This is a genomic window from Stenotrophomonas sp. CFBP8994, from assembly GCF_034044835.1.
Lineage (GTDB): Bacteria > Pseudomonadota > Gammaproteobacteria > Xanthomonadales > Xanthomonadaceae > Stenotrophomonas > Stenotrophomonas rhizophila_A.
In genome coordinates this window covers 142,347-166,926 of record NZ_JAXCWT010000004.1, presented here as the reverse complement: position 1 = coordinate 166,926, position 24,580 = coordinate 142,347, and the positions used below count along the sequence as shown (strand labels likewise).

The following is a 24,580-nucleotide window of genomic DNA, read 5'->3' as shown; positions in this document are numbered from 1 at the left end:
ACCGTTGGTCGATACGAAAAGGGCCACGCATTGCGTGGCCCTTTTCGTTCATGCCGGTTCGATCACCGCGCCGCTGCCCTTGGGCGGCAATCCCCTCGCCCGCCGCACGATGCGGGCCACGTTGATGCTCATGTCGTCGAGCATGGCGTAAATGGTCGGCAGGAACAGCAGGCTGACCACGGTGGAGAACGCCAGGCCGCCGGCAATGGCACGCGCCATCGGGTAGTACGGCGGGCCATCGCCCAGCAGCTGGGTGTCGGTGAGCGAGATCGGGACCATCGCCAGGATCGCCGTGCCCATCGTCATCATGATCGGGCGCAGGCGCTCGCGCGAGCCTTCCACCAGCGCCTGGGTGCGCGCCAGGCCGCGCCGGCGCAGGTTGTTGATGTGCTCGATCATCACGATGCCGTTGTTCACCACCACCCCCATCAGCACCAGGATGCCGATGAAGGACATGATGCCGAACGAGGTACCGGTGAGCCAGAACAACCAGAACACCCCGAAGATCGAGAACAGCACCCCGCTCATGATGGCGGCCGGGAACAGCAGCGATTCGAACACCGCCGCCATCACCACGTAGATCATCACCAGCGCGATGACCAGGTTGAACAGCATCTGCTGCATGGCCTCGTTGTCGTCACCGAAGTCGCCGCCGTCGAAGGTGAAGTTGTAGCCGGCCGGGAAGCTCATCGGCTTGAGCGTTTCCTCCATCGCCTTGCGGCCTTCCGGCGCGGTCACCTTCTCGGCCAGGTTGGCCTTGATGGTCAACGTGGTCTGGCGGTTGGTACGGCCCACGCGGGTGGCGGAGGGCTTGATGCTGACATCGACCAGGCTCAGCAGCGGCACCGAGCGACCGTCGCCGGTGCGCACGGTGAAGCTGGCCAGGTCTTCCGGGCTGCTCTGTTCGGCACCGGCAAAGCGCACCCACACCGGCACTTCACTGTCACCGCGACGGAACTCGCGCAGCGGTGCACCGCGCAGCGCCAGGCCGACGAAGCTGGCAACCTGCTCGGCATTGAAGCCGAACGCAGCGGCGCGCTCGCGGTCCACGTGGATGGACAACTCGCTGCCCTTCTCGCCATTGTCGATGCGTACATCGCGCAGTTCCTTGCGCTGGGCAAGCAACGGCACCACGTCTTCGCCGATCTCCTGCAGCATCTGGGTCGAATCACCGACCAGCTGCACTTCCACGCCCTTGCTGCCACCGGCACCGCCGCCATCGCCGCCCTGGTTGCCGACGATGTAATCGGCGCGCGCCGAGCGCGGCAGTCCCTTGCGCAGCGACTCCTGCACGGCGGCCATGTTGCCCGCGTGCTTCTGGTCCAGAGTGACAATCGTGCTGCTGCCTTCCTGTTCGCTGTACCAGGAATACACCTGGGTGATGTGCAGCTTCTCGCGGTTCTGGTCCAGGTACTGCTCCACCCGCATGATCTCGTCGGACATCTGCGCGCGGGTGAAGGCCCCCTTCCAGTTGTAGCCGATGAAGACATCGGTGCCACCTTCGCCACCGAACATGTCGATCTTGGTCAGCTTCATCGGCACCAGGCTGACCAGCACCACCATGATGATGCCGAACACGCTCCAGCCGCGGTGTTCCAACGTCCATTGCAGCAGCTGGGCATAGCGGCGCTGCAGGCGGGCGATCACGCCGGTCTGCGAATGCACCAGCTTGGGCGTCTGCATGCGCGCGGACAGCATCGGGATCAGGCTCACCGCCACCAGCCACGAGGCCATCAGCGAGACCGAGATGGTGATCGCGATCTGCGCCATGAAGATGCTGATGTTGTTGGTTTCGCCAAACAGGTTGGGCACGAAAACGATGCAGTGGCACAGGGTGCCGGCGCTGAGTGCGATGGCCACGTTGCGGGTGCCGATGATCGAGGCCTGAACCGGCTGGTCGGGCATGCGCTCGCGTTCCTGGTAGATGCTTTCCACCACCACCACGGCGTTGTCCACCAGCATGCCGACCGCCAGCAGCAGGCCCATCATGGTCAGGATGTTGAGGGTCACCCCGACGAAGTACATGAAGCCCAGGGTGATCACGAAACAGATCGGGATCGCCAGCGTCACCATCAGCGTCGATGGCCAATGGCGCAGGAAGAAGAACAGCACCGTCACCGACAGCAGCAGGCCGACCGCGCCGGCTTCGGCCAGCTCCAGCAGCGAGGACGTCACCGTCTTGCCCTGGTTGTCGATCACCTTGATGTTCACATCGCGCATCGACGGCTGCCGGCGGATGGCTTCCACCTCGGCCAGCGCGCCTCGCGAGACTTCCACCAGGTTGGCGCTGCGCTCCTTGTAGATGTCCAGGCCCACTGCCGGATTGCCATCCAGGCGACGGCCGTAGTTCATGCGCGCTGCCTTGAGCCGCACGTCGGCAATGTCGCCCAAGCGCAGGCCCTTCGTATCGATGACCAGATCGCGCAGTTCCTGCAGGTCGGTGATCTCGCCGACCGGCTGGATCCGGACCCGCTGGCCGTTATCGTCGATCTGCCCGGCCGAGATGGAGAAGTTGAGCGTGCGCAGGCGGTCGCTGAGTTCGTTGATGCTCAGGTTGTGTGCGGTCAGGCGATCGGCATCGATCGCGATCTCCACCTCATTGGGTGGCGCGCCCGAAATCTCCACCCGGGCCACGCCGGGAATGCGCTCGATCCGCCGCTTGAACTCGCGGTCGAGCATGTCGTAGGCACCGGTCAGGTCCGATGCACTGGCCAGGCGCACCTTGAGTACCGGCTCGTCGCTGCTGGACCACTTGAACACGTTGTAGCGCTGCAGGTCATCGGGCAGGTCGCTGCGGATCGCGTCGATGCGCTCGCGTGCGTCGGAGGCGGCGATGGCGATGTCGCGGTCCCAGTCGGTGAACTCGATGAAGATGCTGGCGCCTTCGGCGGTCGCCTGGGAGCGCATGCGCTTGATCCCGGTCATCGTGGCCAAGGCTTCCTCGGTCGGCCGGATGATGGTGCGCTCCACTTCTTCCGGTGTCGAGCCGCTGTAGGGCACCTGCACGAACAGGAACGGCGCGGAGATGTCCGGCAGCGCCTCCAGCGGCAACCGGAACGAGGCGATCAGGCCCACCACCACCAGTGAGACGAAGCACATGATGGTGGTGATGGGGCGGCGGATGGAGAACTCGGCGATGCTCATGCCGGCTCCTGGGCCGCACTACCGGCGCTGCCGGCATCGGGCGTACCGCGGTGGTGATGGCGGCCACGTTCGCGGTAATAGGCATCGCCACGGCGATCAAGCAGGTCGTACACCACCGGGATCACCAGCAGGGTGAGCAGCGTGGACACCAGCAGGCCGCCGATCACGGTGATCGCCATCGGGGCGCGCACTTCGGCACCCTCGCCCATCGCCACCGCCAGCGGCAGGAAGCCGAACAGCGTGCACAGGGTGGTCATGATGATCGGGCGCAGGCGCGAGCGGGCGCCTTCCACCAGCGCTTCATGCTTGGCCACGCCGGCCTCGCGCAGCTGGTTGACCTTGTCGATCAGGATGATCGCGTTCTTGGTCACCAGCCCCACCAGCAGGATCAGGCCGATGAACACCACCACCGAGATCGGCTTGCCGGTGAGCATCAGCGCCAGGATCGCACCGACCAGCGCCAGCGGGATGGTGAACAGGATGACGAACGGGTGCAGCAGCGATTCGAACTGCGAGGCCATCACCAGGTAGACCAGGAAGATCGCCAGGCCGAAGGCGAAGATCAGCGAGCGCGCCGATTCGGCCAGCTCCTCGCCCTGCCCACCGATGTGCATGCTGACGCCGGCACCCAGCGGGTCGTTGGCGACCATGTCCTGCACTTCGCGCACCGCGCCGCCCAGGTCGATGTCGCGCAGGTTGGCCGACACCACCGCCACGCGGGTCTGGTCGGCCCGGTGGATCTCGCTGGGGCCGTTGGTGGCCACCACGTCGGCCACCGCGTCCAGCGTCACCGGGCGCGTGCTGCCCGGGTTGACGATCAACCGGCGGATGCTCTCCACGCTGGCGCGGTCGCCTTCCTGGGCGCGCACCAGCACGTCGATCTTGCGGTCACGGAAGCTGTAGCGCGTGGCCACGTCGCCGCGCACCTTCTTGACCACCACGTCGGCGATCTGCCGCGTGGTCAGGCCCAGCGCACCGGCGCGCTCCTGGTCGAAGCGGATCTGGATCTCCGGGAAGCCCTCTTCCACGGTCGATTTCACGTCGGCGTAGTGCGGGTTGCTGCGCAGGCGCGCGGCCAGCGCCTGCCCGGCACGTTCCAGCGTGGCCATGTCCTGCCCGCGCAGCTCCACTTCCAGCGGCGTTGAGAAGCTGAACAGTGCCGGCCGCGCGAAGTCGACCTGCACGCCCGGGTGGTCCTGCATCGAAGCGCGCAGGCGCTCGGTGATGGCCGCCTCGGTGCGGGCACTGCCGCCGTCGGCCATCACCACGGTGAGCTTGCCGATGTTCTCGCCGCTCTCGGTCGGGCTGGCATCCAGCCGCGTGCCGCTGCCGCTCACCCCGTACAGCGAGGTGATGCTGTCGTCCTTGGCGTGGGCCAGCTGCAGCTCGCGCACCAGCGCATCGGTCTGCTTCAGCGGCGTGCCGGCCGGCAGCTTTGCGGTCATCTCAAAGCGATCCTGGGCCAGCTGCGGAATCAGGTCCGCGCCCAACATCGGCACCAGCGCCAGCGTGGCCACGAAGGCCAGCGCCGCCATGCCCAGTACTTTGCCCGGGTGGGCCAGTGCGTTCGGCAGCAGGCGCAGGTAACCGCGCTCGGCACCGGCGTACGGCTTCATGGCCAGGTCGCTGGCCTTGCGCATCACCGGGCCGATCACCGCCACCAGCAGGCGCCATACGCGCACGATGGCCCACGCGATGCCGAACACGGTCCAGCGGACCAGTGCGCCGAAACCACGGCGGCTGCCGGCGACCGGCTTGAGCCAGCGACGCTGCGGCTGCCATGCGGCATGCGCGGGCTCTTCCGGGAACGCCAGCGGCGGACGGCCCTTGAGCGAGCTCAGCATCGGGATCAGGGTCATCGCCACCAGCAGCGAGATCGCGATGGCGATCGCCACGGTCAGCGCCTGGTCGCGGAACAGCTGGCCGGCGATGCCGTCAACGAACACCAGCGGCAGGAACACCGCGATGGTGGTCAGGGTGGAGGCGACCACGGCCATGCTGACTTCGCGGGTGCCGGTGATGGCCGCCTGCAGGATGCCCAGGCCGCGTTCGCGCGCCTTGGCGATGCTTTCCAGCACCACGATGGAATCGTCCACCACCAGGCCGGTGGCCAGCGCCAGCCCGCCCAGCGACATCACGTTCAAGCTCAGCCCCAGCTGGCCCATGAAGAAGAACGTAGTGATGATCGAGACCGGCAGCGACAGGCTGATCACGAACGTGCTCCAGCCATCGCGCAGGAACAGGAAGATGATCAGGATGGCCAGCAGGCCGCCGATCACCGCATCTTTCTTGACGTCGCTGATGGCGTGCTCGATGAAGCGCGACTGGTCTTCGATGGTGGTCAGTTCGGCATCACCGGGAATCTGCGCCTTGATCTGCTCAAGCTTGGCGCGCAGTGCTTCGGCGGTGGCCACCGTGTTGGCATCGCCTTCCTTGTAGATGGCCAGTTCCACCGCTTCGCGGCCGCCCAGGCGGATGATCGCTTCGCGTTCCTTGAAGCCCTGGCGCACCGTGGCCACGTCCTTCAGCCGCACCGGCACGCCGTTGGCCACCGTGGTGGAGCTGCTGCTGGAAGCGCTCTGCGCGGCGGACGCGGCGGCGACCGCGGCATCCGAACCGGTCGAGGCGGCGATGGCGAACATCTGCTGCATGGCCGCGTCGGCGGCACTGCCGTTGCTGCCCTGGGTGGTCACCAGCAGGTTGCGGATGTCTTCCAGGTCGGCGAACTGGTTGACGGTACGCACCAGGAAGCGCTGCGACCCTTCTTCCAGGCGGCCGCCGGAAATGTTGATGTTCTCTTCCTTCAGCCGCTTGATGACGGTATCGATCGGCAGGTTGAGCTGGGCCAGCTTCTGCTGGTCGATGTCGACCTGGATTTCATCTTCCAGGCCGCCGCCCACCTTCACCGCCGCCACGCCGGCCACCGGTTCGAGCTTCTTCTTCAGGTCTTCATCGGCATAGCGGCGCAGCGCGGTGAGCTGGCGCACGGCGTCGGCATCGCTGGCCGGGTCGTCCTTGGCCGCGATCACCAGGCGCATGATCGGCGCGGTGGAGGGATTGAAGCGCAGCAGCACCGGGGCCTTGGCCTCCAGTGGCAGGTTCAGCGCTTCCATCTTGTCGCGCACCTCCAGGCTGGCCTGGTCCATGTTGGTGCCCCAGGCGAACTCCAGCACCACATCGCTCTGCCCGGTGCGCGAGATCGACTTCAGCTTGCGCAGGTTCTTGACCACGCCCACCGCCTCTTCGACCGGTTCGGTGATCAGCGTTTCGATCTCGGTCGGTGCCGCGCCGGTGTATTCGGTGCGCACGGTCAACGTGGGATAGCTCAGGTCCGGCAGCAGGTTGACCTTGAGGTTGCCCAGCGCGATCAGGCCGAACAGCACCAGGGTGATCATGAACATGAAGATGGTGACGCGGCGGCGGGTGGCGAATTCCACCAGGCCGCCACCAGGCGCCGCCGGGCCTTCGCCCGGCTGCGGATCGTTACCGTGGTCGTGCCCGACCGAACTCATTGACGGGTCTCCGCCTTGGCCGGGGCGGCCTTGCTGGCCACCGCGGTGGCCGGCTTGTCGCCGATCACCTGCACAGCGGTGCCGTCGCGCAGGGCGACCTTGCCGGCCGTCACCACCTTGTCTCCCTCGGCCAGGCCCTCGCGGATCTCCACCCACGGGCCTTCGGCGTAGCCCAGCTTGACCGGCACGCGGGCAACCTTGCCCGCGCGCACGCGGAACACCGCCGGGTCACCGTCGTCGAGCAGCGCCAGGCGCGGCACCACCAGCGCGTCGGCGCGCTGGTCGTAGTCGATGCGGATCCGCCCGAACATGCCCGGCTGCAGGCCGGCGGCATCTTCGCCGAAGCCGCTGACCACGCGGAAGGTGCCGCTGCCGGCGTCGACCACCGGGGAAATGCGGTCCACGGTGCCGGGGAAGGACTTACCCGGCAGCGCGTCGGCCACCAGGGTTACCGGCTGCCCGGCACGCAGCGTGGCCAGTTCGCGCTCGGGCACGTTGAGCGTGGCTTCCAGCCGCGAGTTGTCGACGATGCGGAAGATCGGCGTATTGATCTGCACGAAGTTGCCGGTCTTGATCGAGCGCGATGCGATCACGCCGGAGATCGGCGCCACCACCGTGGTGTAGGACAGCTCAAGGGTCGCCAGGCGGTACTGCGCGCGCGCGTTTTCCAGGTCGTAGCGCAGCTGGTCGACATCGGCGGCGCTGACCATCTGCTGGCCCACCAGTTTCTGGGCGCGCTGGTAGCTGTTCTCCAGCTTGCGCATCTGCGCTTCGCTCTGGGCCACGGCCAGGCGCGCCCGGTCCGGGTCCAGCCGCACCAGCGGCTGCCCGGCGCGGACCTGCTGGCCTTCCTCGACCATCACGGCCAGGGCCACGCCCGACGTTTTTGCCACCACCTGCGATTCGGCGCGCGCCTCGAGCGCGGCCGTGCCGGTGTAGCTGGCCGCAACCGCACGGCGGCTGGCCGCCACGGCCTCCACCGGGACGGCGTCGGGGGCTTTTTCGGCCTTGGGATCCTTCTCGGCCGCCGCGGCATCGCCGGCGGGGCCACCGGCGCCGCAACCGCCCAGCAGCAGGGTCGTAGTGATCAGCAGCGCCGCGGCGCAGGTTCCGGTGCGGCCGGGCAGAAGAGAGATTCGCAACATCGTCGTGTCCCTGAAGGATGCGTGAGCAGGTGTGGTAGCAAAGTAATGCACCACGTCACGACAACACCATATCCCAAAGGTCATGGTGACCTGCGACCACTCGTCGGCATTGCCCGGTTTCAGCTAGATGAAAACGCAGGCTATACTCGGGACAGTTCCGTACCCCACGCCGGAACGACCAGAACCCGTATACCGGAAACGACATCATGCGCCCGCAGCCGCTCGCCGCTTGTCTTGCTCTGGCCGTCCTCCTGCCCTTCGGGGTTGCCGTCCAGGCCGCACCTGCTCCTGCCGTACCCGCGCCACCCGCCGCTGCCCCGGCAGCCGCGCCCGCCGCCCCGCCTGCCCTGACCGGCAGCTTCGACAATGGCCGCGTGCTGGCCTACACCTGCCAGGGGTGCCACGGCATCACCGGCTACAAGAACGCGTACCCCAGCTACCGGGTGCCCAAGATCGGTGGGCAGACCCAGCAGTACCTCAGCCAGGCGCTGAGCGAGTACCGCCAGGGCAAACGCCGGCATCCCACGATGCAGGCGCAGTCCATGAGTTTCTCTGAACAGGAGATCGCCGATCTCGCTGTTTACCTGTCCACCGTCAAATAAGCGCGCTCATGACGAAAGCCACGCCCTTCAAGCGTCACGCCATCGCCCTGTCCGTTGCCCTGCTGCTGGCTGCCTGTTCGCAGTCGCAGGTGGAAAACAGCGCAGATTCCGCCGCCGACCCGGGCCACGCCAGTGGCGAGCACGGGTCAGGCTCCTCCGCCGGCCTGCCGGCAGGCCGCATCGCCGCCGGTGAAGCGCGGGCCAAGGTCAAGGGCAAGGCGACCGGGCAGAGCTGCATCGACTGCCACGGCGCCGACGGCAACCAGCCGATCGATCCGACCTACCCGAAGCTGGGTGGGCAGTACGGCGATTACCTGGCCCACGCCCTGCAGGCCTACCGCGCCGGGGACCGCCAGCATCCGCTGATGACCGGGCAGGCCACTGACCTGAGTGATCAGGATATTGCCGACCTGGCCGCGTATTTCGGTTCGCGGCCGAGCCAGCTCAGGGATCTGCACGGGGTCAAATGATCTGCGCGCCATGTGTGATCCCACGGGGTCCGTGGGACACGCATGGCGTGTCGCTACGATCCAACGCCATGGTCCTGCGCACATAAGAATTCGTAGGGACACGCCATGCGTGTCCACCGCGCGCAGCGCGGCCCAAGCATCCGAAGGCATTACAACGCCGCCCCCGGCACCGGGACCGGCGTTTGGATCCGCCGAAGCCGCAGATCAGGCGTCCAGTTCTTCCCACCGCGCGTAGGCCGCATCCAGCTCAGCCTGCACCGCCCCCAGCTTCTGGGTATGCGCCGCCATGTCCGGCGCGCTGCGCTGGTAGAACGCGGGATCGTTCATCGCGGCGGTCAGGCCTTCGACATCCTTTTCCAGCGTTTCGATCTTCAACGGCAGCTGCTCCAGCTCGCGCGCGTCCTTGTAGCTGAGCTTGCGCTTGGGCGCGGCCGGTTCGGCGCTGGCCGCCGGCGCCGGTGCCGCTGCGGGACGCGGTCCGGCAACCGCTGCCGGTGCTGCTGCAGCCGCCGCTTCCACGCGTGCCGCATGCCGTTGCCAGTCGGTGTAGCCACCCACGTACTCGCCGACCACGCCATCGCCTTCCATCACCATCGTGGAGGTCACCACGTTGTCGAGGAAGTCGCGGTCATGGCTGACCAGCAGCAGCGTGCCGGTGTAATCACCAAGCAGCTCTTCGAGCAGCTCCAGCGTTTCCACGTCGAGATCGTTGGTCGGTTCGTCCATCACCAGCAGGTTGGACGGCTGCGCGAACAGCTTGGCCAGCAGCAGCCGGTTGCGCTCGCCGCCGGACAGGCGGGTGATCGGCGCGCGCGCACGCTCGGGCGTGAACAGGAAATCCTGCAGGTACGCATGCACGTGCTTGCGCTTGCCGTTGACCTCGAGGAAATCGCGGCCTTCGGCCACGTTCTCGATCGCGGTCCAGTCCTCGCGCAGCACCGAACGGTACTGGTCGAAGTAGGCGATCTGCAGGTTGGTGCCGGCGCGCACTTCGCCGCTGTCCGGCGCCAGGTCGCCCAGCAGCAGCTTGAGCAGCGTGGTCTTGCCGCTGCCGTTGGGACCGATCAGGCCGATCCGGTCGCCGCGCAGGATGGTGGTGCTGAAATCCTTGACCATCACCCGCTCGCCGAACGCGAACGAAATGTCCTTGACGTCGATGACCTTCTTGCCGGAATTCTCCGCCTGCGAGGCTTCCATGCGCACGTTGCCGCCGAGTTCACGGCGCTGCGAACGCTCGCTGCGCATCGCCTTCAGGCGGCGCACGCGGCCTTCGTCGCGGGTGCGGCGGGCCTTGATGCCCTGGCGGATCCAGACTTCTTCCTGTGCCAGCATCTTGTCGAAGCGCGCGTTTTCCTGTGCCTGCGCGTTCAAGCGCTCTTCGCGGCGGCGTTCGTAGTTGGCCCAGTCGCCCGGCCAGCTGGTGACCTGGCCGCGATCGATCTCGACGATGCGGGTGGCCAGCGCACGCAGGAAGCGACGGTCATGGGTGACGAACACCACGCTGCCGTTCCAGTTTTTGAGGAACATTTCCAGCCAGTCGATGGCTTCGATGTCCAGGTGGTTGGTCGGTTCGTCCAGCAGCAGCAGGTCCGGCGCGGACACCAGCGCGCGGCCGAGCAGCACGCGGCGCTTCATGCCGCCGGACAGGCGCGCGAATTCGGCATCGCCGTCCAGGTCGAGCTTCGTCAGCGTTTCGCTCACGCGCTGGTCCAGGCCCCAGCCGTTGGCGGCATCGATCTTGGCCTGCACCGCCGACAGCGCATCGCCATCGAACTCGTCGGCCACGCTGAGGTGGTGGAACTCGGCCAGCCACTGGCCCAGCTCGCCCAGGCCATCGGCGACCACGTCGAACACGCTGCCGGCCGCGCCGTGCGGCACTTCCTGCTCCAGCCGGGTGATGCGCACCCCCTGCTGCACGCGCACTTCTCCGTCGTCGGGCTTGTGGTCGCCGGACAGCAGCTTGAGCAGGGTGGATTTGCCGGCGCCGTTGCGGCCGATCAGGGCGATGCGTTCGCCCGGCTCGATCGACAGTTCGGCTTTTTCCAGCAACAGCGGGCCGCCGACGCTGAAGTCGACGTTTTGCAGAGTAATCAGAGGCATCCCGCCATTGTACGGGCTGGCGGCCTGCGGCGTCGCTCAGCCGGACGCAAAAGCGGATGCCGGCAGCCCCAGCAGTGCGGCCAGTTCCGCCGGCACCCGCTTGCCCGGATGGCGCACCACCCACAGCTGGCGCGCCAGGGGCGGCAGCGGGGTCTGCAGGACCCGCAGGCTGCCCAGCGCGACCAGGTCGGCCACCGCGTGCCGCGACAGGCAGGCCAGGCCCAGCCCCGCCGCCGCCGCCTGCTTGATTGCCTCGGTGCTGCCCAGCTGCATGGCGCGCCCGAAGTGGTGCAGGTGCGGCAGCAGGGCCTGTTCAACCGCCTCGCGGGTGCCCGAACCGGGCTCGCGCAGCAGCCAGCGCGCCGCGGCCAGTGACGCGACATCCACCGCATCCGGCAACGGCGAGGCGGCCGCCGCCACGATGACCAGGGCATCGCGCTGCCAGGGCAGCACCTCCAGGCCGCTTTCGTGGCACGGTCCTTCGATCACGCCCAGGTCGACCTCCAACCGCTGCACCGCCGCCACCACGTCGGCGCTGTTGCCGATCCGCAGGTCCACCTGGGCCTGCGGATTGGCCGCCAGCAACGAAGCCACCCGGGTCGGCAGCAGGTAATTGCCGATGGTGGTGCTCGCGCCTATCCGCAACTGCAGGGCCAGTGTGCCAGCCGCGTGCGACTGCCCTGCCCCGGCCTGCTGTTCCAGCTCCCTCGCCGCCACCAGCAGCGCGCGGGCCGGGTCCAGCAGCGCGCGTCCGGTGGCGTTGAGCACCAGCCGGCGCCCGATCCGGTCAAACAGCGGTGCGAGAAGCTGCCCCTCCAGTTCGTTGAGGGCGGCGCTGGTGGCCGACTGCGACAGCTGGAGCTGGGCGCCGGCCGCAGCGGTGGATCCGGCATCGGCCACGCTCACGAAAACCTGCCATTGGCGCAGCGTCAGACGCATCGTGGATTAACCTTCTTTGTCGGTTGATTCGACACAAACAATGCGTTTTACCAGTTGAATCGTCAAGGGCACGCTGTAGCCCTGTTTCGACGAGAACGAGCCGTGACCACTTCAATGGCGAGCGCCCCCACCCCGGGTGCATTCCAACGCTGGCGCCGCCGGGTGCCCGGCCTGCTGCTGACCGCCAGCCTGGCGGCGGCGGGCATCGGCCTGTCCTCCGTGCCATGGCTGCAGGCGCACGGCATCAGTGCACTCACCCTGGCCATCGTGCTGGGCATCGCACTGGGCAACACCGTGTACCCGCACCTGGCCGCATCGTCGGCAGACGGTGTGGGCTTCGCCAAGCACTGGCTGCTGCGCGCCGGCATCGTCCTGTACGGCATGCGCCTGACCTTCCAGGACATCGGCCAGGTCGGCGCAGGCGGCGTGCTGATGGACGCACTGGTACTGACCAGCACCTTCGGGCTGGCGTGGTGGGCCGGGACCCGCTGGTTCGGGGTAGACCGCGATACCGCGATGCTGATCGGCGCCGGCAGCGCGATCTGCGGGGCGGCCGCGGTGATGGCCGCCGAGCCGGTGGTACGTGGCCGCGCCGAACAGGCCACCGTGGCGGTGTCGACCGTGGTGGTGTTCGGCACGCTGGCAATGTTCCTGTATCCGGCGCTGTACCAGCTGAACCTGGAACACGCCTGGCTGGCGCTGGGTGAACAGGCCTATGGGGTGTTCACCGGCTCGACGGTGCATGAAGTGGCCCAGGTGGTGGCGGCCGGGCGCGCGGTCAGCGAAGGGGCCGCCGATACCGCCGTGATTGCCAAGATGGTGCGCGTGATGATGCTCGCCCCGTTCCTGGTAGCGCTGTCGCTGCTGCTGGCCCGCGGCCATGCGACGCAGCCCGGCACGGCGCGGGCCAGGATCGTGGTGCCCTGGTTTGCGTTCGGTTTCGTGGCGGTGGCAGGCATCAACTCGCTGCACCTGCTGCCGCCCGCCGTGGTCGGCGCGGCCATCGATCTGGATACCGTGCTGCTGGCCATGGCGATGGCCGCGCTGGGCCTGACCACCCACGTGTCCGCCCTGCGCCGGGCGGGGCCGAAGCCACTGCTGCTGGCGCTGCTGCTGTTTGCATGGCTGCTCGTTGGTGGGTTGGGGATCAACCTGGCGGTTCACTGGCTGATCGGCTGAGCGGGTAGAATGTGGCATGAACGAATTCTCCGAACTGCCCCTGTCGGCCTCGCTGGCGGCGGGCATCGACGCGCTGGGCTATACCCAGATGACTCCCGTGCAGGCGCAGGCGCTGCCCGCCATCCTCGCCCGTCGCGACCTGATCGCCCAGGCGCCCACCGGCAGCGGCAAGACCGCCGCCTTCGGACTGGGGCTGCTGCAGGCGCTGGACCCGGCGGTGATCCGCGCGCAGGCGCTGGTACTGTGCCCCACCCGCGAACTGGCCGACCAGGTCGGCAAGCAGATCCGCAAGCTGGCCACCGGCATTCCCAACCTCAAGCTGGTGGTGCTGACCGGTGGCATGCCGCTGGCGCCCCAGCTGGCGTCGCTGGAAGCACACGACCCGCACGTGGTGGTCGGCACACCCGGTCGCATCCAGGAACTGGGTCGCAAGCGCGCCCTGAAGCTGGGCGGGGTGACCACGCTGGTGCTGGACGAAGCCGACCGCATGCTCGACATGGGCTTTGAAGAACCGATCCGCGAAATCGCCGGCCGCACCAGCAAGGACCGCCAGACGCTGCTGTTCTCGGCCACCTACCCCGACGAGATCCGCGAGATCGCGCGCGTGCTGCTGCGCGATCCGGTGGAAGTGACCGTGGAAGGCGCCGACCACGCCCCGGCGATCCGCCACCTGTTCTGCGAAGTGGACCTGGCCAGCAAGCAGAAGGCGCTGGCCGGCCTGCTGCTGAAGTACACGCCGGAATCGACCGTGGTGTTCTGCAACACCCGCCGCGACGTGGATGACGTGGCCGTATCGCTGCAGCAGTTCGGCTTCTCCGCGTTGCCGCTGCATGGCGAAATGGAGCAGCGCGACCGTGACGAAGTGCTGGTGCGCTTCGCCAACCGCAGCTGCAACGTGCTGGTGGCCAGCGACGTGGCCGCGCGCGGGCTGGACGTGCAGGACCTGGCGGCGGTGATCAATTACGAGCTGCCCACCGACATTGAAACCTACGAACACCGCGTGGGCCGCACCGGCCGCGCCGGCGCCACCGGGCTGGCGATCAGCCTGGTGACCCACCGCGAGCGCAACCGCGCCGATGCGCTGGAAGCGGCGCAGGGCAAGCCGCTGGACTGGCAGAAGACCCCGCTGGCCACCGCACGCCCGGCGGTACTGCCGCAGGCGGCGATGGAAACGCTGCGCATCGACGGCGGCAAGACCGACAAGCTGCGTCCCGGCGACATCCTGGGTGCATTGACCGGCGATGCCGGGCTGTCGGCCAAGGTGATCGGCAAGATCGACATCTACGCCACCCGTTCCTACGTGGCGATCGCCCGCGAACACGTGGGCAAGGCCATCGCCCGCCTGGAAGCGGGCAAGATCAAGGGCCGGCGTTTCCGCGTGCGGAAGATGTAATCAGTACACCAGGTTCGCGACCAGCGGCACATCGCTGGTCCAACGTTCGCGGCCGCCGAGGCCAGCCAGTTCGACCAGCACGGCGGCGCCGAGCACCTCGACCTGCAGCTGCCTGGCCAGCGACAGCGCGGCCAGCAGCGTGCCGCCGGTGGCGAGCACATCGTCCACCACCAGCACGCGCGCGCCCGGCGGCAATGCATCGGCATGCACTTCGATGCAGTCGGTGCGGTATTCCAGCGTGTAGTCCTGCTTCAGCGTGCGGCCGGGCAGCTTGCCCGGCTTGCGCACGGGCACGAAGCCCACGCCCAGTACGCGGGCCATCGCCGCGCCGAGGATGAAGCCGCGCGACTCGATCCCCATCACCGCATCCAGCCGTGCCTCGCGCCACGGCGCGACCATCGCATCGATGGCGGCGGCAAAATCATCGCCATCGGCCAGCAGCGGCATGATGTCCTTGAACAGGATGCCCGGCTTGGGGAAATCAGCGACGTCGCGCAGGCGGCCGGCCCAGGCGGGCGTGGCGGGAAGATCGGTCATGGCGGGAAACAACGAATGGGTGGCATAGGGTAACCCGGCCTCATGAACTGCAGGACAGCATCGAGCAGCCGGCCTTGTTGCGCGCCCACTCCGGCCGCTTGGCCGCATAGTGTTCACGCCCGGGCTGGACCTCATACGGACGGCGCAGCACCTCCTGCAGCGTGTGCACGCCACTGAGGTCGCCCTGCCCCGCCAGCTCGATGGCTTCCTGCGCCAGCCAGTTGCGCAGCACGTACAGCGGATTGGCTGCGGCCATGCGCTCCCGGCGCTGCACGGGGTCGAGGGCGTCCGCCTGCAGCCTGGCCACATACCGCTGCAACCACTGCTGGAGCGCAGGCAGCACGGCCTCACGTCGTGCCTCGCTGTAGAACGCCTCTTCCAGTACGGCGAGCCGGGGCGCCTGCGGATCGAGGTCGATCAGGCCACGGAACGCGAGCGTCATGTCCATCTCGCCATCGTGCAGGAGGGTCAGCCAATCGGCCATCAATGCCAGGTCCGCATCCTGGCACTCGGCAAGGCCCAGCTTGGCGGCAATGTCGTCACGCTCGCAGCGCGCATGCACGGCCTGGAAACGCGCCAGTCCTTCGTGCAGCGGGGCCACGTCGTCGAACAGCGGCGCCAGCGCCTGCGCCAGCCGGGTCAGGTTCCAGTACGCCACCTGCGGCTGGGTGCCGAAGCGGTAACGCCGGCCCTGCGCATCGGTGGTGTTGGGGGTCCAGTCCGGATCGTAGTCGTCCACCCAGCCATACGGGCCGTAATCGATGGTGAGGCCGAGGATGGACAGGTTGTCGGTGTTCATCACCCCATGCACGAAGCCGACCCGCATCCAGTGCGCCACCAGCACCGCCGTGCGCTCGCAGACCTGCGCGAACCAGGCGGCGTACCGTTGTTCGCCGGCATCGTCCAGTTCGGGAAAATCGCGCGCGATGCACAGGTCGACAAGCTGCCGCAGCAACGTCACGTCACCGCGCGACGCGGGCAGCTCGAAGCTGCCAAAGCGCAGGAACGAGGGCGCCACCCGGCACACCACCGCACCCGGTTCCGCTTCGGGATGGCCGTCGTAGAACATGTCGCGCACCACGCTGTCACCCGTGGCAACCAGGCTGAGCGCACGCGTCGTCGGCACGCCAAGGTGATGCATCGCTTCGCTGCACAGGAATTCGCGGATCGACGAGCGCAGCACGGCACGGCCGTCGGCGCCGCGCGAATAGGGCGTGCGCCCCGCCCCCTTCAGCTGCAGCTCCCAGCGCGCACCCTCCGGCGCGACCAGCTCGCCCAGTGAAATGGCGCGGCCGTCGCCGAGCTGGCCGGCCCAGTGCCCGAACTGGTGCCCGCCATAGTTGGCGGCCCAGGGCTGCATGCCGTCATACAGGGCGTTGCCGCCGAACACGCGGGCAAAATCCGGGCTGTCCAGCAGATCCTGGCCCAGACCCAACTGCTCCGCGAGTCCAGGCGAGTACGCCAGCAGCGTGGGCGCGGCCACCGGCGTGGGCATCACCGCCGACCACGCCGCGCCGCGCACCTCGCGCACGCGGGGGCCGGTTTCGTCGTCGCCGGGCAGGTCCCGGATGAATCGGTTGTCGAAGCGCAGCGGTTCAGTGCTCATCACGACAAGGTGGGGGCGTCGGAACGCCCCCGCAAGCTCAGGCCGCGCCCGCGCCCAGGTCGAGCGGGCCACCGCGCTCCACGGCACGCTGGAACGCGGGGCGCTGTGCGATCCGGGCCAGGTATGCCTGCAGCTTGGGATAGCGCTCCATGCTGCCGGCGCGCGCGGCCGCGGCCTGGATCGGGAAGCTCATCTGGATGTCGGCGGCGGTGAAGCGCTCACCCGCGAACCAGGGCGAGCTGGCCAGTTCGCGCTCCATCCAGTCCAGGTGCAGCTTCAGCTGCGGGCCTACGAAACCCTTCATCACCTTGTCGGCGATTCCGCGCGCGATCGGTTTGGCGAAGAACGGCATCGGTGCCTTGCGCACCCGCGCGAACACCAGGCTCATCAGCAATGGCGGCATCGCCGAGCCTTCGGCGTAATGCATCCAGTAGCGATAGCGCACGCGCTCGGCGGCCTGCGCCGGCATCGGCTCGGGCGACAGCTGGCGGCCACTGTCGTAGCGGTCAGCGAGGTATTCCAGGATCGCGCCGGATTCCGCCAGGACCAGGGCATCGTCCTGCAGCACGGGCGATTTGCCCAGCGGATGGATGTCGCGCAGCGCCTGCGGGGCCAGCCAGGTTTTCGGGTCACGCTGGTAGGTAACCAGCTGGTACGGCAGGTTCAGCTCTTCAAGCATCCACAGCACGCGCTGTGAGCGCGAGTGGTCCAGATGGTGCACCTTGATCATCGGCAGGTCCGCAGGGGGGCAAACGCCCATGCTACCCGCAATAAAAAACGCCGGAAGCTTTCGCTTCCGGCGTTCTTGGCACCTTGCGGTGGCAGGAGCCTATTAGGCGGCCTGCACCTGGTCAGCCTGCATGCCCTTCTGGCCCTGCACGGCGACGAAGGTCACCTTCTGGCCTTCCTGCAGCGACTTGAAGCCGGTGCCCTGGATGGCACGGAAGTGCACGAACAGGTCCGGGCCGCTTTCCGGGGTGATGAAGCCGAAGCCCTTGGCATCGTTGAACCACTTGACGGTACCGCTCTGACGATCAGACATGTAACTAACTCCTGAAACATAAGTTGAAATAATCGCGACCACCGGATTTCCGGAGCCGAGACTGAGTTGCAGGCGTTGGTAAAGCGGATCGATGAGCGGATCGTGAGATCAACCGCATCAGGCCACGATTCACGGTGACCCTAGCAAACACAGTGTGGGGGACGATACGCGTCTTTTACCGAAAAAGCGATAGCTGGGTTATTCAGCCACCTCCCCCCTCCCGCCTGACAGGACAAGGGATTGGGGAATGCTACACGAATTCCGACACCCTATTCATGTATTTTCCGCCTTAATTGCAGCCAAACGGCAGGCCCAGCGGCCCTAAAGGTTCAGCCCGCTGCTGAACTGTCTGGACTCGCCGGTCAGCGGGTCCTCGAACGCGAGGGCCTTCGCCAGCAGTTGAAGCACAGGTGCAGCAGCGCCCTGCCCGGCCGGGTTCAGTTCCGGATACAGGTCATCCCCGCAGATCGGCGCCCCAAGCGCGGCCATATGCACGCGCAGCTGGTGTTTGCGGCCGGTCTCCGGATGCAGGCGATAGCGCCAGAACGGGCCCGCCGCGTCGATCACCTCGACCCGCGTCCGCGCATTCGGCTCGCCCGGGGCCTCGGTCATGCGGAAGAACGGCTCGCCCGGCACCAGCCGGCTGTGCCGCTCCAGCGGGAACGCCCGCCCGGGCAGTCCCGGCGCAATGGCCTCATAGGTCTTTACGATGCGCCGCTCCCGGAACAGCCGCTGGTATGCATCGCGCGTCTCAGGGCATGTAGAGAAAAGCACCAGACCGGCCGTCAATCGGTCCAATCGATGCAATGGCACCAGGTCGGGATTGCCGGTCCGCGCCACCAGCCGCGCCAGCAGGGTCTGCTGCACGTACCCGCCGGCCGGGGTCACCGGCAGAAAGTGCGGTTTGTCCGCCACCAGCAGGTGCGCGTCGACATGCACGATGGCCTCCTGGTGCGGAATCACCGGCTCGTCCGCCACCTCACGGAAGTAGTGGATCTCCAGCCCCACCTGCCAGGGGTGCTCGGCCGCCAGCGCCCTGCCCTGCGCATCGCGCACCCGGCCGCGGGCGAACCGGTCCTGCCATTGGCCACGGTCGATGCGCGGGAACCGCGCGCACAGCCCATCCAGCAGGCAGCGCCAGTCGCCCGGGGGCAACTGCAGGCGGCTGGCGGCAACGTGGCCGGTAATCGGATCGGACGGGTGCATACCCCACGCATTATCATGGTGCTCTTTGTTTACGGTACCCCCATGGCCCTCACCGCCACCATCCGCAAGGCCCAACTGCAGATCAGCGACATGGATCGTGGCTACTACGCCACCCATAACCTGACCCTGGCCCAGCACCCGTCGGAAACCGATGAGCGCCTGATGGTGCGCATGCTGACCTTTGCCCTGAACGCCGACGAACGGCTGGAATTCGGCCGCGGGCTGAGCGTGGACGACGAGCCGGACCTGTGGCGCCGGGACTACACCGGCGACATCGAACTGTGGATCGATCTGGGCCAACCGGACGAATCCCGCCTGCGCAAGGCCAGTGGGCGTGCCCGCGCGGTGCAGCTGGTGATGTACGGCAGCAGCAACCTCACCGACACCTGGTGGAAGCGCAACAGCGCGGCGTTGAACAAGCTGGCGTCGCTGGAGGTCATGGACCTGCCGGGCGACCTCGTCACCGAGCTTGGCGAGCAGATCGAGCGCACCATGCGCTGGGACGTGATGATCCAGGACGGCGAAGTGCGGCTGATCTCGGACACGAAGGAACTGACCTTCACCCCGACCTGGCGCAAGCAGAAGCCGCAGGCCTGATCCAGCGCCGATGAGTACGATCCGCTGCGATGTCCTGGTGATCGGTGCCGGCGCTGCCGGGCTGATGTGCGCGCTCACCGCCGGCCGGCGCGGGCGCATGGTGCAGGTGATCGACCATGCCAACAAGGTCGGCAAGAAGATCCTGATGTCCGGCGGTGGCCGCTGCAATTTCACCAACACCGGCACCACCCCGGCCAACTTCCTGTCGGCCAACCCGCACTTCTGCAAGTCCGCGCTGGCGCGCTACACGCCATGGGACTTCATCGACATGGTCGAGCGGCACGGCATCGCCTACCACGAGAAGGAGCTGGGCCAGCTGTTCTGCGACATCTCGTCCAAGCAGATCGTGCGCATGCTGGTGGACGAATGCACGGCCGCCGGCGCGCAGATCCGGACCGACTGCGCGGTGGAGAAGGTCGAGCGCGGTGCGGACGGCTTCCACGTGCAGACCGCGCAGGGCCGCTTCCATGCCGCCTCGCTGGTGGTCGCCACCGGCGGCCTGTCCATCCCCAGCCTGGGGGCCACCGGCTTCGGCTACGAGCTGGCCCGCCAGTTCGGCCACGAGGTGCTGTCGACCCGCGCCGGGCTGGTGCCGCTGACCCTGAGCGGCAAGCACCAGGAGCGCTTCCATGACCTGAGCGGGGTGGCGCTGCCGATCGCGGCGCGCTGCAACGACATGGAGTTCCGCAACTCGATGCTGATTACCCATCGCGGCATCAGCGGCCCGGCGATCCTGCAGATCTCCTCGTTCTGGCAACCGGGCGACGACCTGCGCCTGGACCTGCTTCCGGGACAGGATGCCGAAGACTGGCTGCGCACCATGAAACGCGACCGGGGCGCGGCCGAGCTGCGCACGGTATTGTCCGAGGTGCTGCCGCGCCGGTTGGCGCTGCGCCTGTGCGAACACTGGCTGCCGGACCGTCCGGTGCGCCAGATCGACGAGCGCGAGCTGCGCCAGGCCGCCGCGCTGCTGCAGGATTTCCCACTGGTGGCCAGCGGCACCGAAGGGTACCGTACCGCGGAGGTCACGCTGGGGGGCGTGGACACCCGCAAGGTGTCGTCCAGCACGTTCGAGTCGCAGCTGGTGCCGGGTCTCCATTTCGTCGGCGAAGTGCTGGATGTCACCGGCTGGCTGGGGGGATACAACTTCCAGTGGGCCTGGGCCAGCGGCCATGCCGCCGGCCAGGTCGTGTAGCGGCCCCTTCATTCCGTGATCGGCGCCCGCCGCCGGCATGGACGAAGTCACATGCATCGTGTATCAAGTTTGCAGTCCGGGGAGTAGTGAATGCAGAACGCGAATGACATCACCGTCCGCCTGCTGATCGTGGATGACAGCGGCGAGAACGCCGAAACCATCGTCAGCATGCTGCGCAACAGCGGCATTGCCGTGCGCCCGGCGCGCCCGCAGAACGTCGAGGAGCTGGGCCAGATCATCGGCGGCCAGCCGATCGACCTGGTGCTGGCCGCGCCCGCGCAGAGCATCCCGCTGCTGCAGGTCACCCAGCAGATCGCGGCCAGCGGCAAGGACATTCCGATGATCCTGCTGGCCGAGACCATCAACGAAACCGAATGGGTGGAAGCCAGTGCCAACGGCATCCGCGCGGTGGCCCTGCGCAGCCGCCCCGAGCACCTGCTGGCGGTGGTGCGCAACGAGTGGACCGACCTGCACGCGCGCCGTGGCCTGCGCCGCATCGAGGCGCAGATGCGCGAGACCGAGCGCCGCTGCGACGCGCTGATCTCCTCCTCGCGCGACCCGATCGCCTACGTCCATGAAGGCATGCACATCCGCGCCAACGAGGCGTACCTGGAGATGTTCGGGTTCGAATCGTTCGACGACGTGGAAGGCATTTCGCTGCTGGACATGGTCGCCCCGCAGCACGTGGACGGCTTCAAGCAGCTGCTCAAGTCGCTGAGCAAGGGCGAAGCGCCGCCGCCGCAGTACCAGGTGGACGCGCGCAACCAGGACGGGGCGGTGTTCGCCGCCACGATGGAATTCACCCCGGCCACCTATGAAGGCGAAAGCTGCCTGCAGGTGGTGTTCCGCCGCCGCATGGAATTCGACCCGGAGCTGGCCCGCGAGGTCGAGGACCTGCGCCAGCGCGACCAGGTCACCGGCCTGCTCAACCGCCAGACCTTCATGCTGCACGTGGAAAACGCGGTGGCCCAGGCCGGCCGCAGCGAGGGCCGGTTCGGCCTGTTGCTGATCGAACCGGACCACTACGCGCGCCTGCTGCCGGATATCGGGCTGGACTCGGCCGATGCCCTGATCGCAGCGCTGGCGCGGGTGCTGGCCGACACCGTCGGCGACACCGCGCAGCTGGCCCGCTTCGGCGAGCACAGCCTGGCGGTGCTGACCGAAGGTGCGTTCGCCCAGACCGAGGCACTGGCGGACCGGATCCGCGAGGCGTTCGCGGCGCAGGTGTTCAGCATCGGCGAGCGTTCGGCCACGGTCACGGTCAGCATTGGCGGTGTACAGGTCGGCGAGAAGATCGCGAGCATCGGCCAGGTGCTGGCGCGCGCCACCGAATGCCAGCAGGCTGCATCGGAGCTGGGCAACACCAGCCGGATCTTCGATCCGGCGGCAGTGGACCGCGTGGAAGAAGAACGCATCCAGCGCTGGGTGGCCCGGATCAACGAGGCGCTGGCCGGCGACGGCTTCCAGCTGCATTACCAGCCGGTGCTCAACCTGGGCGGCGAACCGCTGGAGCTGTACGAGGCGTACCTGCGCCTGGACAACAACGGCGAGCTGCTCAGCCCGACCGCTTTCCTGGGCATTGCCGAGGAACATGGGCTGCTGGCAGACATCAACCGTTGGGTGGTGGCGCATGCGATCAGCGTGCTGGGCGAGCGCGAGCGCGCGGGCCATGCCACGCACATGATGGTGAAGATCACGCCGGAGTCATTCAACGACCCGCAGATGGTGGCCACCATCCGCCGCGAGCTGCAGGCGCACGGCGTACCGGGCGAGCGGCTGTGGCTGCATGCACCGGAAGCGAAGGTGTTCACCCATCTGCGCAACGCGCAGCAGTTCCTGGCCGACGTGGCGCCGCTGGGCTGCCGGATCGGCCTGGAGCAGTTCGGCTCGGGCCTGGATTCGTTCCAGCTGCTGGCACACTTCCAGCCCCAGTTCCTCAAGCTGGACCGCGACTTCACCAGCGACTTCGCCCGCACCCGCGAGAACAGCGAGAAGATCGCCGAAATCACCACGCGCGCGCAGGAAGCCAACATCCGCACCATCGCCGAGTTCGTCGCCGACAACGGCTCGATGAGCCTGCTGTTCAGCGCAGGCGTTGATTACGTGCAGGGTGAGTTCGTGGGGCCTGCCGCGCCTGCGATGAACTTTGATTTTGGTTGATTGCTGACAGCAAAAGCAGGGGCCTGCGGTTTCACTGTTTTGGGCCGGCGGGGGTGGGTTTGCGGGACACGCCGTGAACCCATCCATGGGGGCTTGTAGAAAACATCCATGTTTTCTACAGTCCCGCAAACCCACCCCCGCCGACCCATTGACGGTTGGCTGGTGGCCAGTGGTATAGAGCCGTAGAGCGACGCCCTGCGTCGCTGCTCTTGATCTTGATCTTCCAACCGCATGCGGCCATCTGTCGGGGGCGGTTGGCGGGCAGCCCTCGTAGGGACTGTCAAAAACATGGATGTTTTTGCCAAGCCCCCATGGATGGGTTTACGGCGTGTCCCGTAGAGGGCTGCCCGCCAGCCGACCCACTCGCAGGGATCGAGACGCTGCTCTACGCGGAACCAAAAAACAAAAATGCCGCCCAGACCGGGCGGCATTTTGCTTTTCAGCTTTTCAGCAGCCCAGACTCAGGTCAGATCAACCAGGTTCGGAATGGCCACATCGGTGGGCACGTCCGCGTCGTAATCCACGCCGTCCACGCCGAACCCGAACAGGCGCAGGAAGTCGGCCTTGTAGCCGGCCAGGTCGCTGATCTCGTACAGGTTCTCGTTGGTGACCTGCGGCCACAGCGCCACCACTTCGGCCTGCACGTCCGGCGCCATTTCCTTGTAGTCCGCACGCAGGCGTCCGGCTTCGTCGACCAGCTCCACCGTGCGGCCATCGGCCAACAGCTGGTGGCGAAGGCGCTCGACCGCCGCGCCGCTTTCCTTGCCGCCGTAGATGATGTCGTAGAGCGTGTCGAGCTGCTCGATGCAGCCCTCGTGCGTGCCGCGCTCCTTCATCACCTTGAACAGCAGCGACAGGTACAGCGGCATGGTCGGGATCGCCGAGCTGGCCTGGGTCACCACCGCCTTGAGCACCGACACGCGCGCGTCGCCGTTGATCGGCGCGAGCTTGGCGCGGATGCCCTGCACCTTCTGGTCCAGGTCCTTCTTGGCCGCACCGATCGAACCGTTCCAGTAGATCGCCTGGGTGATCTCTTCGCCCACGTAGGTGAAGGCCGTGGTGGTGGCGCCGTCCGCCAGTACGCCGGCTTCCAGCAGCGCGTCGATCCACATCTGCCAGTCTTCGCCGCCCATCACCGCCACCGTGCCGGCGATCTCTTCCGGCGTGGCCGGCTCGATCGTGGTTTCGGTGATCACTTCCTTGTCCGTATCCAGCCCGCGCAGCGTGATCGGCGCGCCGATCGGCTTGAGCGTGGAACTGATCACTTCGCCGGTCTTCGGGTGCTTGCGGCGCGGCGCCGCCAGGCTGTACACCACCTGGTCGACCTGGCCCAGGTCCTGCTTGATCAGCTCGATGACCTTGGCCTTGACCTCGTCCGAGAACGCATCGCCGTTCACGCTGCGCGCGTACAGGCCCGCCTGCTCGGCGTACTTCTGGAACGCGGCCGAGTTGTACCAGCCTGCCGTGCCCGGCTTGGTTTCGGTGCCCGGACGCTCGAAGAACACGCCCAGCGTGGCCGCACCGCTGCCGAACGCGGCGGTGATGCGCGCGGCCAGGCCATAACCGGTGGACGCACCCAGCACCAGCACCCGCTTGGGACCGTTCGGCACCTTCGGCTGGGCCTGGATGTAATCGATCTGCTGCTTGACGGCCGCGTCGCAGCCGACCGGATGGGTGGTGACGCAGATGAAGCCGCGCACACGCGGTTTGATGACCATGATGACCTCGATGGGAATGGTGGGCCTCGGGAACG

18 protein-coding genes are annotated in these 24,580 nt (G+C 67.4%); 7 read left to right on the top strand and 11 right to left on the bottom strand.

Annotation, left to right across the window (positions count from 1 at the left end; genetic code table 11):
• Positions 1 to 48: 48 nt before the first annotated feature.
• The 3 genes from SOM39_RS12810 to SOM39_RS12800 are packed head-to-tail and all read right to left on the bottom strand — an operon-like array spanning position 49 to position 7,801.
• The gene (locus SOM39_RS12810) at positions 49 to 3,144 is read right to left on the bottom strand and encodes an efflux RND transporter permease subunit (protein ID WP_320458536.1); all 3,096 of its coding nucleotides are present in this window, start codon (positions 3,142 to 3,144) and stop codon (positions 49 to 51) included.
• The gene (locus SOM39_RS12805; RefSeq protein ID WP_320458535.1) at positions 3,141 to 6,656 is read right to left on the bottom strand and encodes an efflux RND transporter permease subunit; all 3,516 of its coding nucleotides are present in this window, start codon (positions 6,654 to 6,656) and stop codon (positions 3,141 to 3,143) included. The genes SOM39_RS12810 and SOM39_RS12805 overlap by 4 nt, the downstream gene beginning before the upstream one ends.
• Positions 6,653 to 7,801: an efflux RND transporter periplasmic adaptor subunit gene (locus SOM39_RS12800; RefSeq protein WP_068851252.1), complete on the bottom strand. Its 1,149-nt coding sequence runs from the start codon at positions 7,799 to 7,801 to the stop codon at positions 6,653 to 6,655. Before SOM39_RS12800 ends, SOM39_RS12805 begins: the two co-directional genes overlap by 4 nt.
• Before the next feature lie 206 nt (positions 7,802 to 8,007).
• Between SOM39_RS12800 and SOM39_RS12795 the strand changes: the two genes are divergently transcribed.
• Both SOM39_RS12795 and SOM39_RS12790 read left to right on the top strand, forming a co-directional pair.
• On the top strand, positions 8,008 to 8,403 hold the full coding sequence (locus SOM39_RS12795) for a c-type cytochrome (RefSeq protein ID WP_068851249.1): 396 nt from the start codon (positions 8,008 to 8,010) through the stop codon (positions 8,401 to 8,403).
• Between the two features lie 8 nt (positions 8,404 to 8,411).
• Positions 8,412 to 8,873 carry a c-type cytochrome gene (locus SOM39_RS12790; protein WP_320458534.1) on the top strand — a complete coding sequence of 154 codons (462 nt, stop codon included), beginning with the start codon at positions 8,412 to 8,414 and terminating at the stop codon, positions 8,871 to 8,873.
• Between the two features lie 204 nt (positions 8,874 to 9,077).
• Here the strand turns inward: SOM39_RS12790 and SOM39_RS12785 are convergent, their stop codons facing one another.
• Entirely contained in the window at positions 9,078 to 10,973 is a 1,896-nt protein-coding gene (locus tag SOM39_RS12785) for an ATP-binding cassette domain-containing protein (protein WP_217538363.1), read from the bottom strand.
• 36 nt (positions 10,974 to 11,009) lie between these two features.
• Entirely contained in the window at positions 11,010 to 11,912 is a 903-nt protein-coding gene (locus SOM39_RS12780; RefSeq protein WP_320458533.1) for a LysR family transcriptional regulator, read from the bottom strand.
• Between the two features lie 114 nt (positions 11,913 to 12,026).
• Here SOM39_RS12780 and SOM39_RS12775 point away from each other — a divergent pair, with 114 nt between their 5' ends.
• Entirely contained in the window at positions 12,027 to 13,091 is a 1,065-nt protein-coding gene (locus SOM39_RS12775) for a YeiH family protein (protein WP_320458532.1), read from the top strand.
• A gap of 16 nt (positions 13,092 to 13,107) precedes the next feature.
• Positions 13,108 to 14,484 (top strand): ATP-dependent RNA helicase DbpA, encoded by a 1,377-nt coding sequence (dbpA, locus tag SOM39_RS12770; protein ID WP_068851234.1) that lies wholly within the window; start codon positions 13,108 to 13,110, stop codon positions 14,482 to 14,484.
• Here dbpA and SOM39_RS12765 read toward each other — a convergent pair whose 3' ends face one another.
• The 5 genes from SOM39_RS12765 to SOM39_RS12745 form a co-directional block, all read right to left on the bottom strand.
• Positions 14,485 to 15,021, bottom strand: a complete 537-nt coding sequence (locus SOM39_RS12765) for an adenine phosphoribosyltransferase (RefSeq protein WP_320458531.1) — start codon at positions 15,019 to 15,021, stop codon at positions 14,485 to 14,487.
• A gap of 40 nt (positions 15,022 to 15,061) precedes the next feature.
• Positions 15,062 to 16,627: a protein adenylyltransferase SelO gene (locus SOM39_RS12760; RefSeq protein ID WP_320458530.1), complete on the bottom strand. Its 1,566-nt coding sequence runs from the start codon at positions 16,625 to 16,627 to the stop codon at positions 15,062 to 15,064.
• A gap of 37 nt (positions 16,628 to 16,664) precedes the next feature.
• Positions 16,665 to 17,357: a glutathione S-transferase gene (locus SOM39_RS12755; RefSeq protein WP_320458529.1), complete on the bottom strand. Its 693-nt coding sequence runs from the start codon at positions 17,355 to 17,357 to the stop codon at positions 16,665 to 16,667.
• Positions 17,358 to 17,459: 102 nt separating this feature from the next.
• Positions 17,460 to 17,669 (bottom strand): cold-shock protein, encoded by a 210-nt coding sequence (locus SOM39_RS12750; protein ID WP_068851222.1) that lies wholly within the window; start codon positions 17,667 to 17,669, stop codon positions 17,460 to 17,462.
• 321 nt (positions 17,670 to 17,990) lie between these two features.
• Positions 17,991 to 18,875 (bottom strand): pseudouridine synthase, encoded by an 885-nt coding sequence (locus SOM39_RS12745; RefSeq protein ID WP_320458528.1) that lies wholly within the window; start codon positions 18,873 to 18,875, stop codon positions 17,991 to 17,993.
• A 42-nt stretch (positions 18,876 to 18,917) separates the two neighbouring features.
• Between SOM39_RS12745 and SOM39_RS12740 the strand changes: the two genes are divergently transcribed.
• The 3 genes from SOM39_RS12740 to SOM39_RS12730 all read left to right on the top strand — a co-directional run bounded on the left by SOM39_RS12740 (position 18,918) and on the right by SOM39_RS12730 (position 22,827).
• On the top strand, positions 18,918 to 19,472 hold the full coding sequence (locus SOM39_RS12740; RefSeq protein WP_184123933.1) for a YaeQ family protein: 555 nt from the start codon (positions 18,918 to 18,920) through the stop codon (positions 19,470 to 19,472).
• A 10-nt stretch (positions 19,473 to 19,482) separates the two neighbouring features.
• On the top strand, positions 19,483 to 20,667 hold the full coding sequence (locus tag SOM39_RS12735; protein ID WP_320458527.1) for an NAD(P)/FAD-dependent oxidoreductase: 1,185 nt from the start codon (positions 19,483 to 19,485) through the stop codon (positions 20,665 to 20,667).
• A gap of 90 nt (positions 20,668 to 20,757) precedes the next feature.
• Positions 20,758 to 22,827 carry a GGDEF/EAL domain-containing response regulator gene (locus SOM39_RS12730; RefSeq protein ID WP_320458526.1) on the top strand — a complete coding sequence of 690 codons (2,070 nt, stop codon included), beginning with the start codon at positions 20,758 to 20,760 and terminating at the stop codon, positions 22,825 to 22,827.
• A gap of 461 nt (positions 22,828 to 23,288) precedes the next feature.
• On the opposite strand, the gene fabV is transcribed toward SOM39_RS12730, so the two are convergent.
• Positions 23,289 to 24,545, bottom strand: coding sequence for an enoyl-ACP reductase FabV (fabV, locus tag SOM39_RS12725; RefSeq protein ID WP_320458525.1), 1,257 nt, complete (start codon positions 24,543 to 24,545; stop codon positions 23,289 to 23,291).
• Between the last annotated feature and the right edge of the window lie 35 nt (positions 24,546 to 24,580).

Excerpts from the sequence above, each read along its gene's own strand:
- SOM39_RS12810 (WP_320458536.1), bottom strand. The coding sequence starts at position 3,144 with ATGAGCATCGCCGAGTTCTCCATCCGCCGCCCCATCACCACCATCATG.
- SOM39_RS12805 (WP_320458535.1), bottom strand. The coding sequence starts at position 6,656 with ATGAGTTCGGTCGGGCACGACCACGGTAACGATCCGCAGCCGGGCGAA.
- SOM39_RS12800 (WP_068851252.1), bottom strand. The coding sequence starts at position 7,801 with ATGTTGCGAATCTCTCTTCTGCCCGGCCGCACCGGAACCTGCGCCGCG.
- SOM39_RS12795 (WP_068851249.1), top strand. The coding sequence starts at position 8,008 with ATGCGCCCGCAGCCGCTCGCCGCTTGTCTTGCTCTGGCCGTCCTCCTG.
- SOM39_RS12790 (WP_320458534.1), top strand. The coding sequence starts at position 8,412 with ATGACGAAAGCCACGCCCTTCAAGCGTCACGCCATCGCCCTGTCCGTT.
- SOM39_RS12785 (WP_217538363.1), bottom strand. The coding sequence starts at position 10,973 with ATGCCTCTGATTACTCTGCAAAACGTCGACTTCAGCGTCGGCGGCCCG.
- SOM39_RS12780 (WP_320458533.1), bottom strand. The coding sequence starts at position 11,912 with ATGCGTCTGACGCTGCGCCAATGGCAGGTTTTCGTGAGCGTGGCCGAT.
- SOM39_RS12775 (WP_320458532.1), top strand. The coding sequence starts at position 12,027 with ATGGCGAGCGCCCCCACCCCGGGTGCATTCCAACGCTGGCGCCGCCGG.
- dbpA (WP_068851234.1), top strand. The coding sequence starts at position 13,108 with ATGAACGAATTCTCCGAACTGCCCCTGTCGGCCTCGCTGGCGGCGGGC.
- SOM39_RS12765 (WP_320458531.1), bottom strand. The coding sequence starts at position 15,021 with ATGACCGATCTTCCCGCCACGCCCGCCTGGGCCGGCCGCCTGCGCGAC.
- SOM39_RS12760 (WP_320458530.1), bottom strand. The coding sequence starts at position 16,627 with ATGAGCACTGAACCGCTGCGCTTCGACAACCGATTCATCCGGGACCTG.
- SOM39_RS12755 (WP_320458529.1), bottom strand. The coding sequence starts at position 17,357 with ATGATCAAGGTGCACCATCTGGACCACTCGCGCTCACAGCGCGTGCTG.
- SOM39_RS12750 (WP_068851222.1), bottom strand. The coding sequence starts at position 17,669 with ATGTCTGATCGTCAGAGCGGTACCGTCAAGTGGTTCAACGATGCCAAG.
- SOM39_RS12745 (WP_320458528.1), bottom strand. The coding sequence starts at position 18,875 with ATGCACCCGTCCGATCCGATTACCGGCCACGTTGCCGCCAGCCGCCTG.
- SOM39_RS12740 (WP_184123933.1), top strand. The coding sequence starts at position 18,918 with ATGGCCCTCACCGCCACCATCCGCAAGGCCCAACTGCAGATCAGCGAC.
- SOM39_RS12735 (WP_320458527.1), top strand. The coding sequence starts at position 19,483 with ATGAGTACGATCCGCTGCGATGTCCTGGTGATCGGTGCCGGCGCTGCC.
- SOM39_RS12730 (WP_320458526.1), top strand. The coding sequence starts at position 20,758 with ATGCAGAACGCGAATGACATCACCGTCCGCCTGCTGATCGTGGATGAC.
- fabV (WP_320458525.1), bottom strand. The coding sequence starts at position 24,545 with ATGGTCATCAAACCGCGTGTGCGCGGCTTCATCTGCGTCACCACCCAT.